Origin of the sequence: Gracilibacillus suaedae, assembly GCF_017599345.1 — a bacterium.
In the GTDB taxonomy this organism is placed as follows: domain Bacteria; phylum Bacillota; class Bacilli; order Bacillales; family Amphibacillaceae; genus Gracilibacillus; species Gracilibacillus suaedae.
Genome location: NZ_JAGFVL010000024.1, coordinates 18,893 through 44,496, shown reverse-complemented (window position 1 = coordinate 44,496; position 25,604 = coordinate 18,893). Strand labels below are relative to the sequence as shown.

The window sequence follows — 25,604 nt, the reverse complement described above, 5'->3', positions numbered from 1 at the left end:
TTAAAAAGATGTGAAAAGCTAATCTAATCTGCACATAAGATTACCTACCTAGCTTGTGCTAAAATGATGGTCTAGGTTAGAAAGGGTAGCATAACCGACGTAATGTCCACACTTACATCACGTCCGTTTCTTCCCACGCCGTCTTTAGTATTAACGGTTATTCTAAATAAAAAAACAGTGGGACCTTATCCCCACTGTTTATTTCTCTTTCAATACTAACACGTCATACGATGCCATCGTGATAACTCCGCTAGTAATATCATGATCCAATAAATTTTCCATTTCTACCTTTAGTTGAATGTTTTGCTCTTTTTGTGAGTAGTTGAGTAATATATATACTATCTCGCCATTTTTTTCGCGAACTGCTAATTCAATGTCAGAAGTCAGAGTAAACTTACTTCGATAGTCGCTAATTTCTAGATCTTCTAAAATTAAGGAAGCAATTTGGTAGTCAAAAACTCCGCCATAATAGTAGGCTGTACCTTCCGATACTTTTCTCCTTGTCAATGCTGGTTTGCCTTCATAGTGTGCATTTTGGTATGTTCCTATTACTTCTACATTGTCGGCTTCTGGCTGTAGTACCTCGTTAAAACCATGGGTATTTAGTTGATTGTCGAAGATGTTCACATGCGGATTCTTTTGCCAACCGTTTAGTAAAGTATATTCTTCCACAATAATGCCGACTAAATCTTTAATATATCCTGGGAAAGCCTTCATATATGTTTGGCCTGTTAAATCTTTGAAGCCCGTTCTTGCACCAAAAATGATGGTTCCACCTTGTTTAGCATAACGATTCAATAGACCTGCTGTTTTCTCTGTCAAAATAGCAGCGTGTGGATAGACAAGGACTTTATATTTGGTTAGGGCCTCTAATGCCATGTCTTGTGTTACATTGACGACATCTACAGGGATGTGATGATATTGAAAGGCTTTAAACCATGCTTCTTTACTTTCGCCAATAAACTGTCCATACCATTTATCCTCTTCACCATCCCATTCATTGTGATAGTCAGTTAAAATAGCGGCATTTGCAACATATTTAGAATCAAAGATAGTGTCACCTACTTTTTGTATTTCTTTGCTAGTCTGTTTCAGTTCACTAATTCTTCGATTCGGTAGATTATGATAATCATTAATACCATGCCAATAGATCTCTGATCCTTTAGTTGTGGTACGCCATCTAAAATAAAGAACTAGGTCGGCACCATGAGCAATCGACTGAAATGTCCATAATCGTAATTGTCCAGGACGTGGAGTAGGTTGTTCAATGCGATTTACCCATCCTCCGGGACCTGCTTGCTGTTCGAAAATGGCAAAATTTCCACTAAAGCTGCGAACGGTACTTAAATTTAAGCTCCACTTCCGATCTCGTAAAGGCATGTAAGAATTATCTTCAATAATTTTGTTAAAGTTAGGATATGAATCATAAGCATAGAAGTCTAATGCCTCTTGTGTCATCCGATGGTTATCTAAGTGACCAAACATGCCATTCGTTGTAATCCACTGCTTATCGGTAATAGATCGAATAATGTCTGCTTGCATTTGTACAAAGCTTATCGCACTATCTGAGATGAAACGCTTTTCATCTAAGAGTTGATGGGGATTATAGGAATCATTAACAGTTGGTCGTGTAAGATAAATTTGATTCCAGTTTGTATATGTTTGATTCCAAAAAATTGTTCCCCAAGCTTTATTAACACTGTCTAATGTTTGGTATTTTTGTTTTACCCATTTACGGAAACTAGTATGATCTGCTGCTGAATAGAACACATCCATTTCACAGTTGATTTCATTATCAATCTGCCATCCTACAACGGTTGAATTATCTTTATAATGTTCTACCATTTCGGTAACCATTCTTTTGGAAAGGGTTCGATAGATTTCCGAATTATAATTATAGTGTCGTCGGGAACCATGGTGATAGCGCACACCTTCTTTTGAAACATTTAAAACTTCTGGATATTTTTCGGTTAACCATGCTGGTGGGGTGGCAGTGGGTGTTCCCATAATGACTTTTAGATTATATTTTTTGGCTAATTGAATCACGCGATCAAACAAATCAAACTCAAATGTTCCTTCTACTGGTTCAAAGATAGTCCAAGCGAATTCTGCCATCCTTACATAGTGAAATCCCATCTCTTTCATTCTTTGAAAATCATCCTCCCAAAGTTTTTCAGGCCAATGTTCAGGATAATAACAAACACCTAGTTGAATGGTTGTTTCGTTTAAGACATTTTTCATTGTTATGCTCCTTTGTTCTCTTTGTTTATTCTTTTACAGAACCACCTAAAATTCCTGATACAAAATGCTTTTGCAGCATTAAGAAAACAACCATTATAGGTAGTACAGAAATAGCTGTTCCAAGCATTAACTGTCCGTAGTCTACCGAGTTTAAGCCTGCTAATGTGGATAAAGCAACTGGTAGTGTGTACATATCACTTGATGTCATAACAATTAGTGGCCACATAAAGTTGTTCCATTGATGTGTAAATAAGAAAATCCCTACCGCTGCCAACGCAGGCTTCATGGTTGGCAATGCCAATTTGAAAAAAATACTAATCTCTCCGGCGCCGTCAATTCTGGCAGCTTCGATCATGGAATCAGGAATCCCTTTCATATTTTGCCGAATTAAAAATATCGCAAATGGATAACAAATTTGTGGTAATATAACCGCATGATACGTATTAATCCAATCCAATGCACCAAAAATTTGGAATAATGGGATAATCGTAGCTTGATAAGGTATCATCATTGCTAATAAAAAGCTAGAAAAAATAATATTACTACCTTTAAATTTGAATTTAGCAAATGCATACCCTGCCATCGAACACACTAGCAAACTAGCTAACACGAATACGATCGCAATTAATGCAGAATTAAATAATGCTTTTATAATGGGGATGGCTTCACTTAAATTCGTTAAGTTCTCTATGAAATAATTTCCTGGGATTATTTTAGGAGGAAAGCTTAATACATCCCCCGATGGATTCGTTGCACCTACAATCATCCAATAAAATGGTCCTAGAGAGATAATAACACCAACGATTAAACTGAAATGCAACAGTGATTTTTTAACATATATGCTTTTCATTAGTCATCTTTCACCACCTTAAATTGCAGCCAAGATAGAATAGCAATAAATACAACGATTACATAAGCAATGGCAGAGGCATAGCCGAAATCAAAGAAATTAAATCCTTGGTTATATAAATAATACGTAATGGTTAAAGTTGCATTATTAGGCCCACCGCTTGTCAGGTTATACGGTTCATCGAATAATTGAAACGTTCCAATCGTCGATAATACAAAGCAGAATAATAGTACTGGTTTGAGCTGTGGAATGGTAATATGAAAGAATTTGTGAATAGGTGAAGCTCCATCAATACTAGCTGCTTCGTACAAATCATTTGGAATATTTTGAAGACCCGCTAACAGGATAACCATGTTATATCCAGTCCATCTCCAAGTTGTAACGATGATCAAGGATACCTTCGCCCAAAAACCATTTGTTAGCCAGTTTATTTTTTCTAAACCGATAGATGTTAAGATGTAATTGATTAAACCATAGTCTGCATTTAACAACAGAATGAAAATAATAGATGCTGCAACTAGGGATGTAACAGCTGGTGTAAAGAAAGAAACTCTGTAAAACCCACGCATATTCAATAATTTTGAGTTTAAAAAGACTGCTAATAGTAATGCGAGAAATAACATAATGGGTACTTGGACGATTAAGATGATAAATGTGTTGCCTAATGCTTTATAAAAAATAGGATCTGTGAACAATCGTACATAGTTATCGAAGCCTGAAAAGGTGTAGGTACCACCACTTCTTGTCTGAAAACTTAGTAAGAAAGATGCAATAATGGGGTACACCGTGAATGCTAAAAATAACAACAATGCTGGAAGTATAAAAATGTAAGGTGCCGTTTTCGGTGTAATCCATCCACCTTTATATTGGTTGGTCTGAACCTTTTTTGACACGTTCTCCAAGAATATCCCCTCCTAACCTGAAAATAAAGGCTGGCTGGTTTATGCTGTAGCCAGCCTTACTCTTTTATTCGGTTGTTTCTTTACCAGTTTGTTGAGCGGCTTGTTCTTCCCCATCTGAAAGCATTTCTGCTGCTGGCTTATCTTCTAATAGAAATGCTTCGATTTCACTCCCCATCACCGAACGTACTTCAAGTTCTGCTCCATCATGGTTTACTGGTGGGATATTTTCTACTGTGTCCGCGAACTTTTGGAAAAATGGTTGATTATTAAAGTATTCTTGATCTTCAGAGAAGATAGGTTCTTCATATGCTGCTGTTAAAGCAGGGAATAATCCTCTGTTCGTTAGGGCTAAGATTTGTGAATCAACATCTGTTGTTGCAAATTCTGTGAAAACATATGCTGCAACTTTATTGTCAGACTCTGAAGGAATGGCTAAAGCAGAGCCACCATCATTGGATGCTCGTGTTCCGCCTTCTTCAAATGCTGGTAATTCAAACATATCCCAATTACCAGAGAGTTCAGGCATTTGTTCTAACATCGTACCGCTCCACCAAACGGCACCTGGATTTGTAGCAACTTCTCCGTTCTTCATAGCTGCAACTTGACCATCCCAGTTATTGGTAAACGTAATTAAGTTATTGTCTTTCATTTCTTGAAGAATGCTAGCGGCATTTTCTCCAGCTTCTGAAGTGATGTCTAGGTTACCTTCTTCATCGAAATAATAGCTACCTTGTTGTTGCATCATTATACGTAATAAACCATCCCCGTCTGTTCCTAAGAAATAGTTCCCCGTCTGTTCTACAACTGTTTTACCTGCTTCAATGTAATCATCCCATGTTTCAATCTCAGCAGGATCTACACCTGCTTCTTCTAATATATCGACACGATAGATAACTCCTACTGGTCCTAAATCACGCGGGGCAGCAATGACATTTCCATCGCCATCTTTTAACCCTTCAATCTTTGCGTTTGCAAATTTATCTTCGTGTTCGTCATAGCCAAGTGCACTTAAATTGGTAAACGCGTCTGGGAATTCACTGGTGAAAGATTTGATCCGGTTATTTTCCACTTGTACAACATCAGGTAGGCCACTACCACCACTTGAAAGCCCAGCACTTACTTTTTGGTATACTTGGTCTACCCCAATGTGCTCGACGGTTACATCAACATTTGGATAAACTTCTTGAAATGCTGGAAGAACATCTTTCTCTAAATAATTTGCTTCTAATGCCCATGCCCATACCGTAATGTCTCCTTCGACATCTTCGGGGTTTTCGGGAATGGTTAACTCTTCGACATCACCATCACTTGACGAATTACCTCCACACGCAGCTAATAAAACTAACAGAATAAATGCAACGAACGACCTTTCCACCATCTTTTTCAATTGATTCACCCCTCTGTTATTATTAGTACCGTGTTAACGAGCTATCTATCGTTAACTTGTCAAAATTGTAACGAACTGATAAATTGAAATATAGTAAAAAAGTTTAGTTATTGGTACTTATTCATTTTATTTGTATGCGCTTACAATTAGTTGGAGGTGGTGGAATTGGAAAAGATACTCTGTTCATTGGTTGATGTAACGAAGATTCCGGTATGTATTTATCAAGATTCTAAAACCTTTATGTATCCATCGAACATCACGATCAATCCAATGTTTGATTCTTTTCAGGAGCATGTTATTAATTGCGGTTTGTTAGGGCAAGAGATTCAATTAATGAATACCAATTATTTTGAGAGTTTTTTAAGCATACCTTTTGTCCAACATCATCAAAGACATTGGTTAATACTAGGCCCAATCATTTATAATCCTCCTACGAAAGAAAGAATTGCTAGATTACTTTCCAATCTGAATAAATCTTATCTAAGGGAGGAGTTTGAAGACTATCTAATGGATTTAACTGTTGAAAGCAGTAATCAGTTAATAGAGATTGGTCAAATTGCTTACTACCTCGTTCAAGGTGTAGAACTGAATATTCGGAAAGAATTGAAGTTAGTACATCAGCAAGAAGAGCTAGAAATAGAAAAACAACAATCCTGTTATATTGCTAATATTCGTGAAAATAACCTTTATCACCACGATCCCTTATTAGAACGTCGAATATATCAATTGATAGAAGAAGGTAACGTGAAAGAGATTATTCCTTATCACCAAGCTTTTAGAAATAGAGATGATTTTGAATATGGACTATTATCCAGAACAAGTGAATTAAGAAGTCAAAAAAATACAGCTATTGCTACTATTACTCTAGCAACAAGAGCCGCAATTAGGGGGGGAGCACATCCTGAGGATGCTTATTCTTTGGGGGATGTCATGATTCAGGATTTAGAAGATTTGACTTCTATTCCGAAAGTCATCTGGTTTCGTGAGAAAATACTTTATGATTTCACGGAATTAGTAAGAAGGTATAAAAAACAAAGGTACTCGAGGAAAATTACACAGTGCCAAGAATTTATTTACAAACATATTTATGAACCTGATTTATCAGTGAAATTAATAGCCGACAAGCTTGGGTTAAATCCGAAATACTTATCCAATTTATTTAAGAAAGAAGTAGGGATATCCATTAGTGAATATACTCAAAAGTTGAAGGTGAAAGAAGCAAAAAATATGATGCTATATTTTAATCGATCCGTTACGGAAGTCTGTAATTCACTACATTTCTCTGATCAGAGTTATTTCATCAAAGTATTTAAAAAGCATACCAAAATGACGCCGCGTGAGTACATCAAGAAAAATCAGCTTGATCCATATTAAGTTTAGGTAACATTTAAACTCGTTCGCGAAAAAAATAGTGGATATTGGGTTTCGAAATGGTCTGACCGCTTCCACTACGATTGCATACAGTGAATCATTGGATGAACTGATTGAAAATGATAAGGGATACTTAGTAATGTGAATTTTATATCACATAACATCTCAATATATCACTTCGAGTGAAACTCATAATAATCCACCTGCCATGAAACTATTGATCTATTTTTTGAAAATTACAAAAATACAATTGACAAACACTTTTGCTGTAGTGTACATTGTATAGAAACCGGTTACATCACATGAAGGAAGAGCATAAAATGAAGCAAAAATCAATCACCATATATGATATAGCAAGAGAAGCAAACGTCTCATCTGCTACTGTTTCTAGAGTAATTGCAGGGAATTATCCAGTTAGTGAGAAAACAAAGAAAAAAGTCTTCGATTTGATTGAAAAATACGATTATCAACCAAATGCGGTTGCAAGAAGTCTGACAAAGAAAGAATCCAAGATGATAGGTGTTATCCTTCCTGATATCACAAATCCTTTCTTTGCTCAAGTATTCATCGAAGCTGAAAAATACGCACTCACTAAGGGATACACACTGATTTTATGTAACTCTATGAATAGTAGTGAATTGGAGTCAAAGCATCTAAGAGTATTGTCGGAGCGACAAGTTGAAGGCATTATTTTTATGGGTGGAAGAATAAATAAGACACACCCTAAAGTGTCAGAAATCAATGAATTAAAGTATGTCATCGAAAAAATTCCAGTAATCCTTGTTAATGGCAGAATGGAAACACTTGAATGTCCGAGTATTTCTACGAATGAGGCCAAGGGAATAGAATTAATTATCGACCACCTAGTCAAACAAGGGCATACAATGATTGGTTTGATCGGTGGGATGACAGGGATTACCACTACAGACATCAAGGTAGAGGCTTTTAGACAAAATTTAGAGAAACACCAATTAGCTGCTGTCGACAGTTGGCAAATTTATAGTGGTTATGATGTCAAACGTGGTAAAGAAGCAATGGAAGAAATGTTAAAGATAAACAAACATAATTTACCAACAGCGATCATAGGTATTAATGACCTGGTTGTTATAGGGGCATTAAAGCTATGTCATCAAAAGAAAATGAATAACTTCTCTTTTGTAGGCTTCGATGATAGTGAATTAACTCAGAATTCGATACCTGAAATTACCTCTGTCAGTCACCCATATAAAGAATTGGGAGAAAAAACAGTAGATATGTTAATAAAATCGAAAACCACTGATATGAAAGCGGAAAATCTTTTCATTGACCCTCATTTAGTTATAAGAGAATCAACGATTTAGTGATAGTATTTTATTTTTTTACTAGTTAGTAACCGGTTACTATTGGCACTTTTTTAAACTAAGTAGTAACCGGTTACTACTTAGTTACTTTAGATAAATAACAGGTGATCTCTCTAAGAAAAAAATGATAGCGCTTACGATTGTGTTAGGGATGATTACAAAGGAGGTGGTGTATACCTACATACATGCTATTGCTTTTATTTAAATTATAAGAAAAAGGGGAGTGTAATGGTGAAAAAATTTAGTTTATTATTTGTTCTGATGATGACTGTTGTGTTCATTTTAGGAGCTTGTAGTGATGATGAGAGTGTTGATTCTGAAAATGAAAATGGAGATGAAGATGTTGTTACTCTTTCACTATGGAATAGATATTCAGAATTAAGGGGTGGATTTGCTCAATTAATTAAAGATTTTGAGGCGGAGCATCCTGGAATAAGAATAGAAACACAAGACACACCGGAAGCTGAGACACAACTAAGAACTGCACTTTCCGAAGGTAACTTGCCTGATATGTGGACCAATATCGTAGATTTATCAGAATTAATGGAAGTTGATGCTGTTAAAAATCTAGATGAAATATTTACGGAAGATGTAAAAGCGCAATTCCAAGATGGAACGTGGTATGAAAATGGTACAACAGCAGATGGGTCTGTTTATGGTTTTCCGTTAGCAGCACCGCAAAGTAAGGCAATGATTATGTACTATAATAAAGACGTTTTTGACATGTTAGGGTTAACGGAGGATGACATTCCTGCATCGTGGGAAGAGTTCAAAGCGTTAGGTCAAACGATTGTGGACGAATCGAACGGTAGTGTTTACCCGATTGTTTGGAATAATCCAGGATGGGCGAATGAACAATTAGTTTCTATGATGGGTACAGCGATTACGCCAGAAGTACCTTGGCAAGAGAACTATAAAGAGGGAGTACCTCAAGTTTATACGGAAGGTAAAATTGAAAGCGCTGAATTTATTAAAGAGTTATTAGATGAAGGATTAATGTCACCTGAAAGTGTAGAGATCGGATTAGGTGAAGCAGAAGCTTTATTTGCTGTTGGGCAAAGTGCATTTTTGTGGAGTGGTGACTGGGTAGGAAGACAATTAGTTGTAGAAACTGAATTTGAAAACTGGGGTGTAGCACCTTTACCAACGAAAGATGGAAATCCTTACTACTATCATGCTGGTTCTGAAGCAACAAGTATCAGAGTTAGTAACGATACAGAACATTGGGAAGAGGTTAAAACTTTCCTAGAGTACGCATTAGAGCATCTCCATGAGACTGTTTATGTCAATACTGGTGCTGGTTTGCCTGCGAAAGAAGATGTTGGGGGAGAGCCGCCTTTTGAACAATATAACGATATTCTTGAATTAGAAAGTCAATTAGCAATTCCAGTTCCAAAACCGGCAGAATTAAATCCTGATATTGTAGAATTCAACCGAGCATATCGAAATAAACTCGAAGTTGGTGGAATTGGCGATGCAGTTGTCGGTTATATTACAGGGAATATAGACGATATTGATAGCGAAATAGAGCAAATTGATCATGATATGAAGGATGCCTTTATGGAAACATTAGATGAATTTCCAGAAGTTTCTCAAGATGATTATATTTATCCGAACTGGGAGCCGTTCGAGCCATATACAGTGGAGAAGTATGATGAATTAAGGTAGGCAAATGACATTACTATAGTCTGGTGCGAGCGAGACTATAGTAATGTACCTTTTCCTAATTAATTAAAAGATGAAAGGGTGACCGAAATTGGCAAACAATCTGGAATTAAGTCAGAAATCGACAAGCAAAGATACATCAAATTTGAAAACGCTTCAAAAACGAAAAGCAATTTGGGCTTATATCTTTCTTGCTCCGCAAATCATTGTCTTCTTTATCTTTTCTGCTTATCCCATTGTGATGAGTTATGTCTATTCCTTCTATGAATGGAGTGGAATCGGCCCATTAAATGATTTTATTGGGTTAGCGAACTATCAACAATTATTGACATCAGAAAGGTTTTGGAACTCTGCGTTAGTATCGATATATTATATTTTAGGTACAACAGTGCTAGGTGTCGGTGGTGCATTAATTTTAGCGATTATATTAAATGACCAAAAGCTAAAAAGCAAAGGCTTTTACCGCGCTATCTATTTCTTACCTGTTGTTACCACTACCGCCATTGTAGGGATCATCATAGGAAGTATATTTGGTATCAATGGTTTCTTTAATCAGTTACTTGTCGATTTTAATATCATTGATAAGCCAATTCCATGGTTAACTGATCCGGTTCTTGCTGTCATTATTTTAATTGTGATTGGTTCTTGGAAAGGGTTGGGAATCAATATGGTATATTGGTTAGCTGGTTTACAGTCCATACCCAATGAATTGTATGAGTCTGCTCAACTTGATGGAGCAGGTTTTTGGGCTACATTAAGACATGTTACATTACCACTATTGAAACCAATCGCCGCTGTTATTATCTTGCTTTCTTTGGTTAGTGGGATTAATGCATTTGATTTGGTGAAGACGCTTACTAATGGCGGTCCTAATTTTGCGACGGAAACAATGGATTTGTTTATCTACAATTACGCTTTTTCGAGCCAACTAGGTGGAGGCCAAGTACGAATGGGATATGCTTCTGCTGCAGGCGTGTTACTAGGATTATTTACCTTTGTTATTAGTATGGTTTTTGGTGCTGCTTCCTTTGGTAAACAAATCATTAAACTGAAAGGAAATAAAAAGAAAAAAGGCGGTGTGAAAGCACTATGATTACTACCAAATCAGCTAGGGTTATGATACATGTTTTTTTACTACTGTTCGGAATTGTGTGGATTTATCCTTTCGTTTGGATGGTGTTTTCTTCTTTAAAAACCAATAAAGAGTTTTTAACAAGTGGTACGAAGCTAATACCAGAAGACTTTCAGTGGCAAAACTATTCAGAGGCATGGATCACAGCTAATTTCTCTGGGTATTTTTGGAACACAGTTATATTTACTGTTTCTACTGTTATTATTGTTATCGTGCTTTCCTCTTTAACAGGCTATGCCTTAGGTAGAATTGATTTTCCTGGAAAGAAAACGATCATGATCTGCGTCGTGGCGATTATGTTTATTCCAAAGGGTTATACAATTATCCCATTATTTAAGTTAGTAAATGCTATGGGATTAGATAACTCCATATTAGGAATTATTGTAGCGGAGTCATCTGGGGCTCATGTATTGTTTATCTTAATGTTTGCTTCCTTTTTTGCGAACTTACCAAAATCGATTGAAGAGGCAGCAGAAATCGATGGAGCTGGCGTTTTAACGATTTTCACAAAAGTAATGCTCCCTTTAAGCATGCCTATTGTTGCAACTACGGCCATCATGCAATTTATTTGGACCTGGAGTTCGTTTCTAGTACCACTAGTCTTAACGATTAGTAAACCGGAATTACGAACATTAGCGGTCGGAATGGAAAATTTCGTTCAAACCTATGCAGTAGATTTTTCGGGTATGGCAGCAGGTGCGACGATATCCCTGTTACCAGTTATGATTATCTTTATTATCATGCAAAGATACTTTATTGAAGGTGTTGCAGGGGCAGTTAAAAGCTAGATAACAGTCTCACTTTAGGAAGGGTTGAATAAAATGCCAACTTATACCTCTTCATTTATTTATAAAGCTTCAGATTGGATCATGAAGTTGAGCTTAGTTAATTTGTTATGGATTTGTTTTTCTATCCTTGGCTTAGGGTTCTTAGGTTTGTTTCCTGCAACAGTAGCCATGTATACGGTAGTAAGAAAATGGATGAAAGGAAATACCGATGTTTCAGTAATGAAGACTTTTATCGATGCTTATAAAGGCAGTTTTTTGAAAGCGAATCTCTTAGGCTATATAAGTTCAGTAGGTGGTCTAGTGTTATATGCTGATTACCTGCTGGTTCGAAATATGGAAGGGATGCAATTTATGGTGATGCTGCTTTTACTTGTAACGGTTAGTTTCTACTATATCATGATGCTGTTCTTCGTTTTTCCTGTCTATGTACATTATGACATTAAGTTGATGGAGTGCTTTAAATATGCCTTTATTATAGGTGCCTCCTATCCATTAAGAACGATTTACATTTTATTTGTAGGCTTTGTTGTATGGTATATAACAGCATCTTTTCCTATTATTTTATTATTTTTCTCTGGTAGTGTGATGAGTTTAGTAGTGATGCGGTTTGCTTACGTAGCTTTTAAAAAGATAGAAGAAAGGAATCGAAACTTAACATCAGCTGCATAGCATAAAAGGAATACTAAATCAGAAGGAGTGTGCTGCATGAATAATAGTAGATTACAGCAAAATTTGAATCTAGACTGGAAATTTTATCGCGGTGATGAGCCGAAAGCATGGTATAAAGGATTTGATGATTCCAAGTGGCGCAATATCAGCCTGCCACATGATTGGTCTGTTGAGGAACCTTTCTCTCAACAATATTCTAGTGGTACAGGTTATGTAGTGGGAGGTGTTGGCTGGTATCGAAAAGCATTCAAGCTACCAGCTAATGCAGACAATAAGAAAGTGTTCATTACGTTTGAGGGGATTTATAATCATTCACAGGTATGGTGCAACAGTAACTATCTCGGAAAAAGACTGTTCGGTTATAGTACGTTTACATACGACATCACAGAATTTGTGAAGACGGAAGAGGTCAATGTAATCTCAGTGAAAGTTAATCATAAGGAAGTTGCAGACTCTCGTTGGTTTACTGGCTCTGGTATATATCGTGATGTATATGTAACGATTACTGATCCTGTTCACGTTGATCAATATGGTGTATTTGTCACCACACCACAAGTTTCTAACACAGAAGCAATTGTGCAAGCTGATACACAGGTAGTGAATGAACAAGCTACAGCTGAAACAGTGATTGTTCATCAGACATTGGTGAATAAGGAAGGTGAAAAGGTTGGTAAAGCGCAAGAATCTATCACAATCGATTCATTTTCTACAGGAAAAGTGAAACAACAGATAAAGTTGGAAAACCCAGCTTTATGGTCCCCCGATCATCCTCACTTATACCAATTAGTAACAGAAGTAGTAGTAAATAAAGAAGTGAAGGATGAAGTCATTACAACAACAGGTATACGTTCTATTGCCTTTGATGCAAAGAAAGGCTTTTTTCTAAATCAGGAAAATATGAAGATCAAAGGTGTATGCATTCATCATGATGCTGGTGGCTTGGGAGCAGCTGTACCAAAAAAAGTATGGATTCGAAGATTAAAGGCTTTAAAAGAGATGGGGTGTAATGCCATTCGAACAGCACATAACCCACCTGCACCTCACTTATTAGATCTATGTGATGAAATCGGCTTTTTAGTAATGGATGAGGCATTTGATGAATGGGAAGGCGTCAAAAATAAATGGGCAGTTGGACATAATGTTTATCCGCCTAGACATTTTGGTTATTATGAAGACTTTCCGCAATGGGGAGCGATTGATTTAAAAGAGATGGTTTTAAGAGACAGAAATCATCCATCCATTATAATGTGGAGTATTGGTAATGAAATAGATTATCCTAATGATCCATATTGTCACCCTTCCTTTCAGTCGATGACAGGGAATAATGATGCAAATAAACCAAAGCAAGAAAGAATCTATGATCCTGATAAACCTAATGCTAAGCGGTTAGCGACTATTTCAAAGCAGTTAGTTCACTATGTAAAAGAGTGTGATACGACAAGACCCGTTACTTCTGCGTTAGCTTATCCGGAATTGTCAAACTTAACCGGTTATGCGCAATCTCTTGATGTTGTAGGGTATAACTATAAAGAGCACTTATATAAACAGGATATAAAAAAATACCCGAATCATGTGATATATGGTAGTGAAAATAGTCCTGGTTTAGAAGATTGGTTGATTGTTAGAGACAATGATGAAATAAGTGGCCAATTTATTTGGACTGGTATTGACTACCTAGGTGAAGCAAAAGGCTGGCCTGTCAGAGCCTCCCCAGCTGGATTTTTAGACTTGGCAGGAAATAAGAAATCTAGTTTTTACTATCGCAAGAGTCTTTGGAGCGATAAGCCAATGGTATATTTAGCAGCTAAACCCAAAGACGAAAAGGATCATGATTCTAGATGGAAAGGTGATCCACATTGGGAATGGCAAGAGAATGAAAAACTGGAAGTGTTTTGCTATACCAATTGTGAAGAAGCGGAGTTATTCCTAAATGAGCAATCATTAGGTGTGAAGCAAAAAGGAGAAAAAGATAGTTATTTATCCTGGGATGTATCATTTGAAAGTGGAGTATTAAAGGTTATCGCAAAAGATGAATCAGGAAAGGAACATAGCTATCAATTAATGACACCATCCACGCCTTACTGTATTGACATGGTTACAGATAGTAATCATCTAAAGGCTGACGGACAAGATTTAGCTCATATTGAAATGCAAATTACTGATCCCAAGGGTAACCCTGTCTATCTTGCCGATAATGAAATCTATTTATCCATAGAAGGACCTGGTGACCTTATCGGAATGGAAAACGGTAATATTCAAGATTTACAACCCTATTATGAATCTAGCAGAATGGTATATCATGGTAAGCTGCTAGCATTTGTTAGAGCAGGAGTGGAGCAAGGAGAGATAACGCTACATGCTAGCTCAAGTAAGTTAGAAGATGCAAGTATAACTATTTTGGTGGAATAGATGTGTTCTCTTCCTTGGATACGGTTTTTTATCCAAGGAAGAGCAGCACTTATCCAGGGAACAGGGGGAGATATCCAGGGAAGAGCGATGCTTTTCCAAGGAACAGCCGGAGATATCCAAGGAAGAGCGACATTTTTCCAAAGATTAGTTTGAATGGATCAGTATTATGAATGAGCCATGAAACACCCCCAAAAGATTCAATCATCTTAACATGATGCTTGAGTCTTTTGGGGGTGTTTATGTTTTATCACCATTTGACAATAAAAATGTTCATAATGACTAAAATACTTGTCAAAATAATAAGGATACTTTACAATAAAAATATGTACTAGGATTTTTCGTTCATGTTACTGTGAATAAGATAAAAACCATGCGAGGTGACAAGGTTGAAGACAAGACTGAAAGAATTACGTGCAAGAGATGGACTGAATCAGACAGAACTTGCTAAACGAACAAAAGTCTCGCGCCAAACGATTAGTTTGATTGAACGTGAAGAATTAATGCCATCTCTCCTGATAGCAATGAGGTTATCGCGTATTTTTGATGAACCGATTGATCAGATTTTTATATTTAAGGAGGAAGAATTAGTATGAAAACTTTTGCGAATTTATTTATAGGAGCCGTTTTTGGATTTTTCATTATGTATGCATTTTTAGCTTTAGAATTTGAAGTATCCATGTTTGATATCGCATATGAGTTGATATGGATTCTAGGGTCAATTTCCCTGATTTCATTAGTGTTAGCTCTTGTAGGGATGCTGCAAATCAAACGAAAAGCAACGAGCTCCCTAGAAGGAGAAGAAGATGATGATCGTGATCAATGGCAATACAAAAAGTTTAATGATGTTTCATTAGTGGGGAATATCAGTATGATTTTTTCCTTAATTACATTAAGCATAGTAATTGTAACCAAGCAAGAATTATTCCTTACTATCTTCGCTTTAATTCTAGTATTTATTACCGGAGCAAGTTCATTTGTATCGCCATATTTGTTGAAAGTGATGTATCCAGAACGCGACCTCCCAGAAGCATCAGATAAAGATTATATGAAAAAGCTACTTGCTTCATCTGATGAAGGAGAACGACATGTGATGCTGGAAGGACTTTATTATACCTTTAATAGCACGAACTTATTACTTGTTGGTGCAATGATTATTTTGACGGTCTATTCTGTTAGCTCTGAACAATCACAACTATTTGCTATTTTTATTATTGGACTCATCTTGATTACGATCAACACACAGTATATTTTACAGATACGTAATAAGTGAGAGGGATGTCATTCGAGAACTTTTTTATGATATAATAAAACTTAAAGTAGGTGTTGAAGATGGATAAATTTCAACGGATTGATCAATTAAAAAAAGATTTAGACCAAGAAAGACCACTACCACCAGAAGTTGTACAAAATCTTAAGGATGTATACAAAGTAGAATGGACATACCATTCCAATGCAATTGAAGGCAATACTTTGACGCTAATGGAAACCAAATTGGTGTTAGAAGAAGGTTTAACGATTGGTGGTAAACATTTAAGAGAACATTTTGAAGCAGTTAATCATGCAGAAGCTATTGATTATATTGAGGAAAAAGTTATTACTCAGAGCCATTTAGATGAGTCGATACTAAAAAAGATACATGCTATTATTCTGAAAAATATTGACGATAAGAATGCAGGTGTTTATCGGTCCATTAATGTAAGAATATCAGGTAGTGAGCATACCCCCCCACACTTTTTGCAAGTAGATCATGAGATGAGAAATCTGTTCGAATGGTATAATCAGGCCAAGAGTAAATTACACCCTGTTAAATTAGCTGCATTATTTCATTTTAAATTTGTTTATATTCACCCATTTGTAGACGGGAACGGAAGAACCGCAAGACTATTGATGAATCTCTTATTAATGGAAGCAGGTTATCCACCAGCTATTATAAAAGCAGAGAATGACCAACGACTAAACTATTATAAAACTTTGGAATTGGCAAGTATGCAGCAGAATGTTGATCCATTTGTAAGTTTGATAGCAGAGTGTGTAGAAAATAGTCTTCAACAATATATAAATGCTATAAAATAAAGTGCCTGACACTCCTTGAAACCTTTTGCATATAAAATGACGTGTTGTTAAATGCTCTCTTTTCCTGAAATATTAAAGATGCCTAGTAAAAAATAAAGTACTTTCATTTAAAGGAATGGAAGTACTTTATTTTTTATTAGGCGCTAAGATACTAATATATGCAGGTCTTAAGTAATTGCATCTGCCCCGAAATAGTAATTTCACCCTATGTAATTGTGACTTCTCTATATGTTAAAATTTGTAATGGATATGATTTCCTTTACATAAGAGGGGTGGAATATGTCGAATTGGAAAGTGAGTATCAAGGAAGTAAATGACTTTGATCAAGAAATAAAAAGAGAAGCAGCCTCCATCAAAGAAGCATTACATAAAGTGCAAACAAATATGGATGAAATCATTAATATGGAGCAATTTCAAGGAGAAGCAGCGGATGCAGCAAAAGAGTATTTTCAAGTTTTACATGAGACATTGCTTCAAGCATTTATCGGAGTTTTTGAACAGTTGGAAGCAAACATAACCAAGCATCTCCAAGCGTTCTCAGATGAAGTAGATAGCAGTAGCCAAGCCATTATACAAGCTGACTACTTGGATTCAGAAGAACATGATATACTAGATATATATCGACAACTAGAGCATGTACAAAGAGATGTGGAACGGATAATAGATAGTGTTTCAGACTTGACTACTGCCCAATCTCCATCGACTTATCATCCATTAGAATCCAAAGAAAATAGTATTCGTGTGATGAGCAAACTATCACGTAAATTGAGCAGCTACTCTCATTCATTTAGTAGCGACAATCAGCAGCTGGAAAGCTCATTACATGAAATCAAAGTATTGATGGATAAAGTGGCCAAGCAAACAAATAAGCATGCAATTACGAATGATTTTCAAGCCTCATTACCTTTTATCACTTCGTTCGTATCGGATGCAATCGAGCAAGCACCATTTGAACGAATGCTTTTGACGCAAGAGGACAGAGATAGGCAATCTATTTTAGCTTCCAGGCATTCACGCGAAAGCAGACAACTGGTAGGCTTGAGAAAATATGAAAAAGCAACATTCGCAGATTCGCAATTAGAGGAAAGGATCCAAACCTTTTTCCGGGCCCGTCTTCGCCAGAATCTTCTTCAAGCAAATCGTTGGTGGCAGGAGACTGTAACGCAACAAATAAATGTAACCAATCGCTATTTATTACAGACTGGGATAGCGTATACGGACTATCTAAGCAACGTCAAAACAACAGGAAAAGACATTTTGAATGATGCGATAGTAGAGCCCGTGACCAAGTCGTGGGACAGTGCTAAAATAATTGGTAAATCTATAGCAGACTCCGCCCAAGAAAGAAATGAAAAGAAGTATGAATCTGGCTATGATTTTGCCAACTACGCAACATTTGGTATACCAAGTGCTGTGCTAGGTATAAAGGAAGGTTTCGATCAACGTTATCAGGCATTACAGGATGACGAAAGTGTCTCCACCTTTTTAAACTATGCTACGATGGGGACAACTGAAATGACAGTAAATGCTGTTAACCCTGAGGAGGCGTATTCACCAGAACACTGGTTAAATAGCTTCGGTTTAGCGACGCTTATTGCTAGTGGTGGGTTAAGTGCCGCTTCTAATCAGATATTAACCAAGCCTACATGGACGCAACCGAAACCAGCAGTAACCATTCCGAAAAGCCAGAAGACAACAAAAACACAGCTTATCCCTTTTCGAACGGATTATATCAAGGGGAAAATGGACAAAGCGCTTGAACAAATAGGAAAAGTAAAAGTTCCTGTCCTCGTGAAAGAAGAATTAGCAACTGAATTTGGTTCGTTATCTATGTTGCGGATGGAAACGAAAAGGTTGCAGGAGACGCAGTTGCAGTGGTTTAAAGGGCGTGGTAATAAGGGTATTTGTGAACTTAGTGAAATTGTGAAACAAGGTCAAAAAATGCCAAAGCATATTGAAGTGAAGAATAAGACTAACTTGCCTGGAAAAGGAGAACCTAATTCTTCAGCTGATCTGTTAAATCCTGATGGAACTGTTAAACAAAGAAGATATTACGATGAAAATGGAAGAGCAAAGGAAGATATAGATTTCAATCATTCTGATGATGGAACACACACATTTCCTCATAGACACAAATGGGACTGGTCTAAAAAACCTCCTAGACAAAAACCAGAATAAGAGGAGGATTACTTATGAGTAAAATTCATGATAGTAAAATTTTAAAATATCAAATAGATTTTGAGTATTCAAAAATTGACATGAAAGTGGAAAACGATCAAGAAAAACAAGTAAAAATTTTATTTAAAGATTTTTTTGCCTTTCATTTTGAAAACCAGCTATCTGGCAGCATACTTTTTGATATAGTTGAAGGAGATGTCGATTCGTTTGCGTTAGAAAACAAAGAATTGTTAGATAAGGAAAAGGATTATCTTTGGCCCATGGATTATGAATGTGTAGAGGATTTGATAAATTATATCAAGGAAAATAGATATCATTATTATAAAATATATGCTTCATACGGATTAAACGGATGGATTCTTTCTAAAGGGGTACTCTTTGAAGAATAAAATGGATAAGGTGGTAAATTATTTAATTCTAGTAAATTAATAAGCTAGAATCAATGTAGTCAAAACAGATTTATATTAATCTGAACCTTGATTGGCTTTACGCCTTTCAAGGTTTTTTATTAATGTAAAAAGGAATACGGGATGATGTCTGTCTCCTTGGTACTACAATTTATATTACTCTTATTGTCCAAGTTCATTTAGGGGCTTTTGAGAAAAGATAACCGTCTTTTTTACATAGTAGGGTGTGACGAATAGAATCATTTTAGAAAAGTAGAGATAATCATTGTAAGCCCAATATGAAGATTTACTAAATTATGAAATGCTTACAAATACTTACTAGAGCACTAATTATTAATTTCATTAGTTCCCACCATCTCTATTGTAATCAGTTCATAACCAAACCAGCAGGAACCATTCCGAAAAGCCAACAGACAACAAAAACACAGCTCATCCCTTTTCGAACGGGTTATATCAAGGGGAAAATGGAAAAAGCACTTGAATAAATAGGAAAAGGAAAGTCTTTGTCCTCGTGAAAGAAGAATTAGTAACTGAATGTGGTTCGTTGTCTATGTTGCGGATGGAGTCGAAAAGGTTGCAGGAGATGCCGTTGCAGTTGTTTAAAGGGCATGAGAATGGTGTTAATGTTACGGTAATGTTATTCCTGAGGTGATTCGTAAAGTAGACAACGATAGTCTTGATAGAATGGAATCGCTTGGAGGACATACAATAGATAGGCGTATAGGTAAAACTAACGAGATCGGATTAAAAGAGCGATACAAGAAAATGTTATAGCAGCTACTTTGTTCACTGATAAAGGCACAGTAATAAATGCTATTCAAGAAAACTCGCTTAAAAATGTTAGGAAGAATGGTTAAATAAATCAGATAAAGGAAGAATTTTAAACCTGTTTGCTTGCTGTTAATTTGTTATAATAAGAGTAGGAGTTAAGTAAGAAATAACCTGTTTAGTAATGTAGAGAAACAAAGATTTTAAATATAGAAACAAAGTGGACGGAAGCAGGTGATTTAATTGGAACAAAGGGTAGTACAGGATCTACTGGAATTAGTCAATCAATCATTTGAAGATAAAAAACTATTTCTGGGTAAAACAACAGACGAGACATTTTCAATCGTGAAAATGTTAGGAGAAGATGGTAGAGATCTAGAAGAGTTTAGTAACCTTACTATGGATCTTAAAGAATCCTTTTGTCAGCTTATCTATCTGGGTGATCAAAAACCATTAATCATTAACGACACAGGTAAACACCCTGTTACCAAAGATTTGGCTATTACGGCTCAAGCCAATGTAGGAGCTTATATGGGGGTACCTGTTTTTTATAAAGATGGGAAAATGTTTGGTACTCTTTGTGTAGTGGGTACAGAAGCAGGCTCTTTTACAGAGCGGGATAAAGAGATATTGGAAAAATTCTCTCATCTATTTTCTTATGTGTTAGAGCTTGAGAAGTTAGCAACGATCGATAGTTTAACAAACTTATATAATAGACATTATTTATATGAAAATTTCCTGCATATTAAAAACAAAAAAGCGATCATGTTACTTGACTTGGATAATTTTAAAGAAGTAAATGATGCATATGGTCATGATGTAGGTGACTTGGTGTTGAAAGAAGCTGCAAGTCGAGTAAATCAGCAAATCGGCAATAATGATATATTAGCTCGAATTGGTGGGGATGAGTTTGCGATTGTGATCACGGAAGAAAACAAAAAACTGTTGGAAGCTATTGCGAATGACATTATCCATGCTTTATCGGAATGGAGCAATTATCCTGTCGCTGTTTCGATTTCTGCCAGTATCGGAATATGTATGATTGATGAAGATAATGCGACCAATGTTCACCTAGCATTAAAAGAGGCAGACACAGCGATGTATGATGCGAAGAGAAATGGAAAGAGTACTTTTTGTGGAGTAACTTAGAGTAATATTCATCACTTCCCGAATCCTTTGGTCTAACATAAACGACCAATCAATTTGGACGTTTTTTTTGCATATTTTCGGATTTTTATTAGCAAATTTATTGGCGATCACATACGTATTTGCATGAATGCTACATATCTATTTATTCCTTGTTCATAAAAAGGAAGCAAGATTTGACCTGGATAGCAGGTATTTATTTTTATTAATCATTGCCACATATGTACGAAATGGGTTTGATTTTTCTACATTTTAATATGTTGGAGTAAAAGCGGGAGGATTTCTCTTGCTTTTTTTATGGTCTAGAAAATCATTAAATTTGATTTAGTAGAAAATATAGGAATACTGCGTCCACGAAACGACTATTATAAAAACGACTTGCCAACTGGTGAAACCAGCGGCTTAGTCGCACTTAAAAGCCATCATGATTCGTTTTTCTGAGTGATTGCTTTATCTCAGTTGATTCTGAAGTCGCTATGTTTCCAACCGGGCGCTTGCTTTTGTTTGTGACTGACTTTCTCCTTGTTCTTTGGAGTTGTTTCTATCATCATAATCAAGTACTATTGATATAGTATTTATTTTGGTAAGAATGAATACTAAAAACTTAATAGAAAGGATGGCATAATATGAGAGAAAAGCCATATGAGCTGAAAATTTACGAAGCACTCCTGTATCGTAAAGCATTATCATCAGAAGAATTACAGAAATACAGGTTATTACAGAAAGGATATCAGGGAGAGTGTCAGTTTGACCGTTATGTTGACAATCTTTCAGGTGAATATATTACCCTCCAAGACCTCTGGTTGCCTCATCGCAATAAATTTTTCCAAATCGATTATGGATTGATTCTCAACAATACTTTTTTCTTATACGAAGTGAAAAACTATAAAGGTGATTTTTTCTATGAAAATAATAAATTATTTTTCAATACAGGTAAAGAAATTGATGATCCTCTCACGCAATTAAGAAGGGCAGACTCACTATTAAATCAGTTGCTCCAAGATTTAGACCTTCAAATTCCTATCCAATCTTCAGTTGTATTCGTTAATCCTGAATTCACATTGCTTCAAGTTCCGCGGAATTCCAATATTATTCTACCCACTCAATTAAATCGATATGTTCAACAATTACATGCTGATTCGAGACTAGATTCTCATTGTTATCAAATAGAGAAAAAGTTGAAACAATTGGCATTACCTCAATCCCCTTTTCAACAGCTGCCAGATTATTCATTTCAAGAATTAAAAAAAGGAATCCGCTGCCAATCATGCAAACGATTAGATACAAAAATTGTAGGCAAGATGAGTATTTGTCAACACTGCGATGAAAAAGAACAATCACAAACAGCCATTTTGCGTAATATTGAAGAATTACAATTATTATTCCCTCATTTGAAGATTACCACAACAATTGCCCAGACATGGTTGGCTAAAGGCTCTAAAAGAAGAACTCAATACGTATTAAACAAGTACTTAATGAAAAAAGGTGAGAAGAAAGGGAGGTACTATATAATCAACAAATCTTAATGAGGAGTTAATAGATTTGTTGAAAATAGCGAGATAATAAACAAACCCTCCAGGATAAAGGAAGGATTTGTTTAATAAATGGTGATAATCGACAAATCCAAGAAGAATGTGAGAAGATTTGTATAATAAATTAAGATAATAAACAAATCTTCAAGGTAATCAATAGATTTGTTTATTAACCAAGATTAACAACCTTCTAGCTGATCACATCATTTGTGAATAAGTGATGTGATCAGGATCACAGACAAATATTTCTAATATAATATAATGATATCAAATGTGAAATGTTGAGCAAACTAATGCCGGAGAAATAAATGATTATGAATTGGAGGTCTGCAGAATGGCAAAGAAAAAGCTTGTGCTAATTGGGAATGGAATGGCAGGGATTCGAACAATTGAAGAAATTTTAAACCTTTTGCCCGACTATTTTGATATAACGGTGTTTGGCAAAGAACCGTACCCGAATTATAATCGTATTCAATTATCAAAAGTTTTACAAGGAGACACCGAACTAAAGGACATTATATTGAATGAGTGGCAATGGTATGAGGAACGTAACATTTTACTTTACCCTGGTGAAACAGTTATGAAGATTGACAAGGATGAGCAAATTGTTTATACGGACAAAGGGAAAGAAATGCCATATGATTATGTCATTATCGCAACTGGTTCCAATCCTTTTATTTTACCAATTCCAGGTTCTGATTTAGAAGGAGTTACAGGGTTTCGAGATATAGCTGATTGTGAAAGAATGATCAATGAATCTAAAAATTTTCAACATGCAACTGTTATTGGAGGGGGACTTTTAGGATTAGAAGCTGCACGTGGTCTATTAAATTTAGGAATGGATGTTGATGTGGTGGAATTGGCTGATTACTTGATGGAAGCTCAATTAGACCAAACAGCAGGCGAATTATTACAGAAAGAATTGGAAGCACAGGGCATGCATTTTCATTTAAAAAAGCAAACAGTGGAAGTGCTCGGGGATGAACGTGTAACAGGCGTAAAATTCATAGATGGCAGTACAATGGCAACGGATTTAGTTGTGATGGCAGTAGGAATTAGACCAAATGTGACACTTGCACACGAAGCTGGGCTTGCAGTTAATCGAGGAATAGTTGTTAATGATTATATGGAAACAAGCGCAGCCAATATTTACGCGGTCGGGGAGTGTGCAGAGCATGATAAAACAACATATGGTCTTGTTGCTCCTTTATATGAACAGGGTCAAGCACTAGCTAAACACATTTGTGGAATGAATCATCAAGGTTATAAAGGATCTATTGTTTCTACCCAATTAAAAGTGTCTGGAGTTGACGTGTTTTCTGCTGGTGTCATCAAAGAAACAGCAGAAACGAAAACAATGAAAGTATATGACGAATGGCAGAAAACATATAAAAAAATTGTTATTGATGATGGCAAATTAGTTGGGGCTGTTTTATATGGAAATACGAAAGAAGGAACTAAACTGTTCAGTTATATAAAGAAGAAAGCAGATGTAGAGGAATATCTAGCAAGTCAGCAAAATGCTGTGGAAGAAGAAAGTATTGTGGCAACGATGAGTGATGATGAAATAATTTGTGGTTGTAATGGCGTATCTAAAGGTGCCATTGTAAAAGCAATCAAGAATGATGAGCTTACATCTTTGGAAGAAGTCAAGAATGCTACCAATGCCGCGCGTTCTTGTGGCCAATGTAAAGGAATGGTAACTGATTTATTAGAGTTAACTTTAGGTGATGAATACAGTGAGAATAGTAAGGAAACGATATGTGGTTGCACAGATCTATCTCGTGAGGAAGTGGTGGCTGAAATACGTCAAAAAGGATTAACACATACGAAAGAAGTAATGAATGTTTTAGGCTGGAAAACAGAGGAAGGATGTTCAAAATGTAGACCAGCACTCAATTATTATTTAGGGATGATCAATCCTATTGAATACGAGGATGAACGGGAATCACGCTTTGTCAATGAACGGCTTCATGCCAATATCCAAAAGGATGGAACCTATTCTGTTGTTCCAAGAATGTATGGTGGTGTGACGAATGCAGCAGATTTACGGAAAATCGCTGATGTAGCAGAGAAATACAATGTTGGCATGATTAAGATGACGGGTGGACAACGGATCGATTTATTAGGAATTAAAAAAGAAGATTTACCTAATGTCTGGAAGGAATTAGGAATGCCATCAGGATATGCTTATGGTAAATCAGTGCGGACAGTAAAAACATGCGTAGGAGCACAATTTTGTCGCTTCGGTACACAGGATTCAGTTGGAATGGGAATTCAATTAGAGAAAAAATTTGAAGGATTAAACACACCACACAAAGTGAAGATGGGTGTTTCCGCTTGTCCACGTAACTGTTCTGAAGGTAGTGTGAAGGATGTTGGTGTTGTCGGATTAGACGGTGTATGGGAAATATATGTAGGCGGTAATGGTGGTACAGATCTAAGACAGGCAGAACTGCTAGCGAGAGTAAAAACAGAGGAAGAAGTACTTGAATATACAGCAGCATTTCTGCAATATTATCGTGAAAATGCAAGCTATTTGGAGAGAACATCCAAGTTTGTTGAGCGAGTTGGAATTGAACATGTACAGAAAGTAGTAATGGATGAAGCATTGCGCCAGGAGTTAGGACAAAGGATGGACCAAGCCTTATCTGCTTACAAAGAGCCATGGAAGGAAGCAATCAAAAATGAGACAACATTAAAAGAATTATACCAGAACATCACAATCCAATAAGAAAGGGTGGTC

19 protein-coding genes are annotated in these 25,604 nt (G+C 36.2%); 15 read left to right on the top strand and 4 right to left on the bottom strand.

Going from position 1 to position 25,604, the window contains the following annotated elements:
* Positions 1 to 198: 198 nt before the first annotated feature.
* From J5J03_RS06645 to J5J03_RS06630, 4 genes are all read right to left on the bottom strand, one after another.
* Positions 199 to 2,241 (bottom strand): beta-galactosidase, encoded by a 2,043-nt coding sequence (locus J5J03_RS06645; RefSeq protein WP_208587691.1) that lies wholly within the window; start codon positions 2,239 to 2,241, stop codon positions 199 to 201.
* A gap of 25 nt (positions 2,242 to 2,266) precedes the next feature.
* Positions 2,267 to 3,091 carry a carbohydrate ABC transporter permease gene (locus J5J03_RS06640; protein ID WP_208587688.1) on the bottom strand — a complete coding sequence of 275 codons (825 nt, stop codon included), beginning with the start codon at positions 3,089 to 3,091 and terminating at the stop codon, positions 2,267 to 2,269.
* A complete protein-coding gene (locus tag J5J03_RS06635) occupies positions 3,091 to 3,993 on the bottom strand; it encodes a carbohydrate ABC transporter permease (protein ID WP_407927823.1) in 903 nt (300 codons plus the stop codon). Before J5J03_RS06635 ends, J5J03_RS06640 begins: the two co-directional genes overlap by 1 nt.
* Before the next feature lie 64 nt (positions 3,994 to 4,057).
* Entirely contained in the window at positions 4,058 to 5,371 is a 1,314-nt protein-coding gene (locus J5J03_RS06630) for an ABC transporter substrate-binding protein (protein ID WP_231710634.1), read from the bottom strand.
* A 174-nt stretch (positions 5,372 to 5,545) separates the two neighbouring features.
* Between J5J03_RS06630 and J5J03_RS06625 the strand changes: the two genes are divergently transcribed.
* The 15 genes from J5J03_RS06625 to nirB all read left to right on the top strand — a co-directional run bounded on the left by J5J03_RS06625 (position 5,546) and on the right by nirB (position 25,592).
* Positions 5,546 to 6,754 carry an AraC family transcriptional regulator gene (locus J5J03_RS06625; protein WP_208587672.1) on the top strand — a complete coding sequence of 403 codons (1,209 nt, stop codon included), beginning with the start codon at positions 5,546 to 5,548 and terminating at the stop codon, positions 6,752 to 6,754.
* Positions 6,755 to 7,071: 317 nt separating this feature from the next.
* Entirely contained in the window at positions 7,072 to 8,091 is a 1,020-nt protein-coding gene (locus J5J03_RS06620) for a LacI family DNA-binding transcriptional regulator (protein ID WP_208587670.1), read from the top strand.
* 231 nt (positions 8,092 to 8,322) lie between these two features.
* Entirely contained in the window at positions 8,323 to 9,759 is a 1,437-nt protein-coding gene (locus J5J03_RS06615; RefSeq protein WP_208587668.1) for an ABC transporter substrate-binding protein, read from the top strand.
* An 88-nt stretch (positions 9,760 to 9,847) separates the two neighbouring features.
* Positions 9,848 to 10,849 (top strand): carbohydrate ABC transporter permease, encoded by a 1,002-nt coding sequence (locus tag J5J03_RS06610; RefSeq protein ID WP_208587666.1) that lies wholly within the window; start codon positions 9,848 to 9,850, stop codon positions 10,847 to 10,849.
* A complete protein-coding gene (locus tag J5J03_RS06605) occupies positions 10,846 to 11,676 on the top strand; it encodes a carbohydrate ABC transporter permease (RefSeq protein ID WP_018930623.1) in 831 nt (276 codons plus the stop codon). The genes J5J03_RS06610 and J5J03_RS06605 overlap by 4 nt, the downstream gene beginning before the upstream one ends.
* 33 nt (positions 11,677 to 11,709) lie before the next feature.
* A complete protein-coding gene (locus J5J03_RS06600; RefSeq protein WP_208587664.1) occupies positions 11,710 to 12,345 on the top strand; it encodes a YesL family protein in 636 nt (211 codons plus the stop codon).
* A gap of 36 nt (positions 12,346 to 12,381) precedes the next feature.
* Positions 12,382 to 14,754, top strand: a complete 2,373-nt coding sequence (locus J5J03_RS06595) for a glycoside hydrolase family 2 TIM barrel-domain containing protein (protein ID WP_208587662.1) — start codon at positions 12,382 to 12,384, stop codon at positions 14,752 to 14,754.
* A gap of 386 nt (positions 14,755 to 15,140) precedes the next feature.
* Positions 15,141 to 15,347 carry a helix-turn-helix transcriptional regulator gene (locus tag J5J03_RS06590; protein WP_208587660.1) on the top strand — a complete coding sequence of 69 codons (207 nt, stop codon included), beginning with the start codon at positions 15,141 to 15,143 and terminating at the stop codon, positions 15,345 to 15,347.
* Positions 15,344 to 16,024 carry a DUF3169 family protein gene (locus J5J03_RS06585; RefSeq protein ID WP_208587658.1) on the top strand — a complete coding sequence of 227 codons (681 nt, stop codon included), beginning with the start codon at positions 15,344 to 15,346 and terminating at the stop codon, positions 16,022 to 16,024. The genes J5J03_RS06590 and J5J03_RS06585 overlap by 4 nt, the downstream gene beginning before the upstream one ends.
* A gap of 59 nt (positions 16,025 to 16,083) precedes the next feature.
* The gene (locus J5J03_RS06580; protein WP_208587656.1) at positions 16,084 to 16,827 is read left to right on the top strand and encodes a Fic family protein; all 744 of its coding nucleotides are present in this window, start codon (positions 16,084 to 16,086) and stop codon (positions 16,825 to 16,827) included.
* Positions 16,828 to 17,106: 279 nt separating this feature from the next.
* Positions 17,107 to 19,005, top strand: coding sequence for a T7SS effector LXG polymorphic toxin (locus tag J5J03_RS06575; protein WP_208587654.1), 1,899 nt, complete (start codon positions 17,107 to 17,109; stop codon positions 19,003 to 19,005).
* Between the two features lie 14 nt (positions 19,006 to 19,019).
* Positions 19,020 to 19,394, top strand: coding sequence for a hypothetical protein (locus J5J03_RS06570; RefSeq protein ID WP_208587652.1), 375 nt, complete (start codon positions 19,020 to 19,022; stop codon positions 19,392 to 19,394).
* 1,029 nt (positions 19,395 to 20,423) lie between these two features.
* Positions 20,424 to 21,329 (top strand): sensor domain-containing diguanylate cyclase, encoded by a 906-nt coding sequence (locus J5J03_RS06565; protein ID WP_208587650.1) that lies wholly within the window; start codon positions 20,424 to 20,426, stop codon positions 21,327 to 21,329.
* A gap of 623 nt (positions 21,330 to 21,952) precedes the next feature.
* Positions 21,953 to 22,852, top strand: a complete 900-nt coding sequence (locus tag J5J03_RS06560) for a nuclease-related domain-containing protein (protein WP_208587648.1) — start codon at positions 21,953 to 21,955, stop codon at positions 22,850 to 22,852.
* A 340-nt stretch (positions 22,853 to 23,192) separates the two neighbouring features.
* Positions 23,193 to 25,592: a nitrite reductase large subunit NirB gene (gene nirB / locus J5J03_RS06555; RefSeq protein ID WP_208587645.1), complete on the top strand. Its 2,400-nt coding sequence runs from the start codon at positions 23,193 to 23,195 to the stop codon at positions 25,590 to 25,592.
* Positions 25,593 to 25,604 lie beyond the last annotated feature (12 nt).

Bases quoted from the DNA above. Each gene is read 5' to 3' on its own strand.
- J5J03_RS06645 (WP_208587691.1), bottom strand. From the start codon at position 2,241: ATGAAAAATGTCTTAAACGAAACAACCATTCAACTAGGTGTTTGTTAT.
- J5J03_RS06640 (WP_208587688.1), bottom strand. From the start codon at position 3,091: ATGAAAAGCATATATGTTAAAAAATCACTGTTGCATTTCAGTTTAATC.
- J5J03_RS06630 (WP_231710634.1), bottom strand. From the start codon at position 5,371: ATGGTGGAAAGGTCGTTCGTTGCATTTATTCTGTTAGTTTTATTAGCT.
- J5J03_RS06620 (WP_208587670.1), top strand. From the start codon at position 7,072: ATGAAGCAAAAATCAATCACCATATATGATATAGCAAGAGAAGCAAAC.
- J5J03_RS06605 (WP_018930623.1), top strand. From the start codon at position 10,846: ATGATTACTACCAAATCAGCTAGGGTTATGATACATGTTTTTTTACTA.
- J5J03_RS06600 (WP_208587664.1), top strand. From the start codon at position 11,710: ATGCCAACTTATACCTCTTCATTTATTTATAAAGCTTCAGATTGGATC.
- J5J03_RS06595 (WP_208587662.1), top strand. From the start codon at position 12,382: ATGAATAATAGTAGATTACAGCAAAATTTGAATCTAGACTGGAAATTT.
- J5J03_RS06585 (WP_208587658.1), top strand. From the start codon at position 15,344: ATGAAAACTTTTGCGAATTTATTTATAGGAGCCGTTTTTGGATTTTTC.
- J5J03_RS06580 (WP_208587656.1), top strand. From the start codon at position 16,084: ATGGATAAATTTCAACGGATTGATCAATTAAAAAAAGATTTAGACCAA.
- J5J03_RS06575 (WP_208587654.1), top strand. From the start codon at position 17,107: ATGTCGAATTGGAAAGTGAGTATCAAGGAAGTAAATGACTTTGATCAA.
- J5J03_RS06570 (WP_208587652.1), top strand. From the start codon at position 19,020: ATGAGTAAAATTCATGATAGTAAAATTTTAAAATATCAAATAGATTTT.
- J5J03_RS06560 (WP_208587648.1), top strand. From the start codon at position 21,953: ATGAGAGAAAAGCCATATGAGCTGAAAATTTACGAAGCACTCCTGTAT.
- nirB (WP_208587645.1), top strand. From the start codon at position 23,193: ATGGCAAAGAAAAAGCTTGTGCTAATTGGGAATGGAATGGCAGGGATT.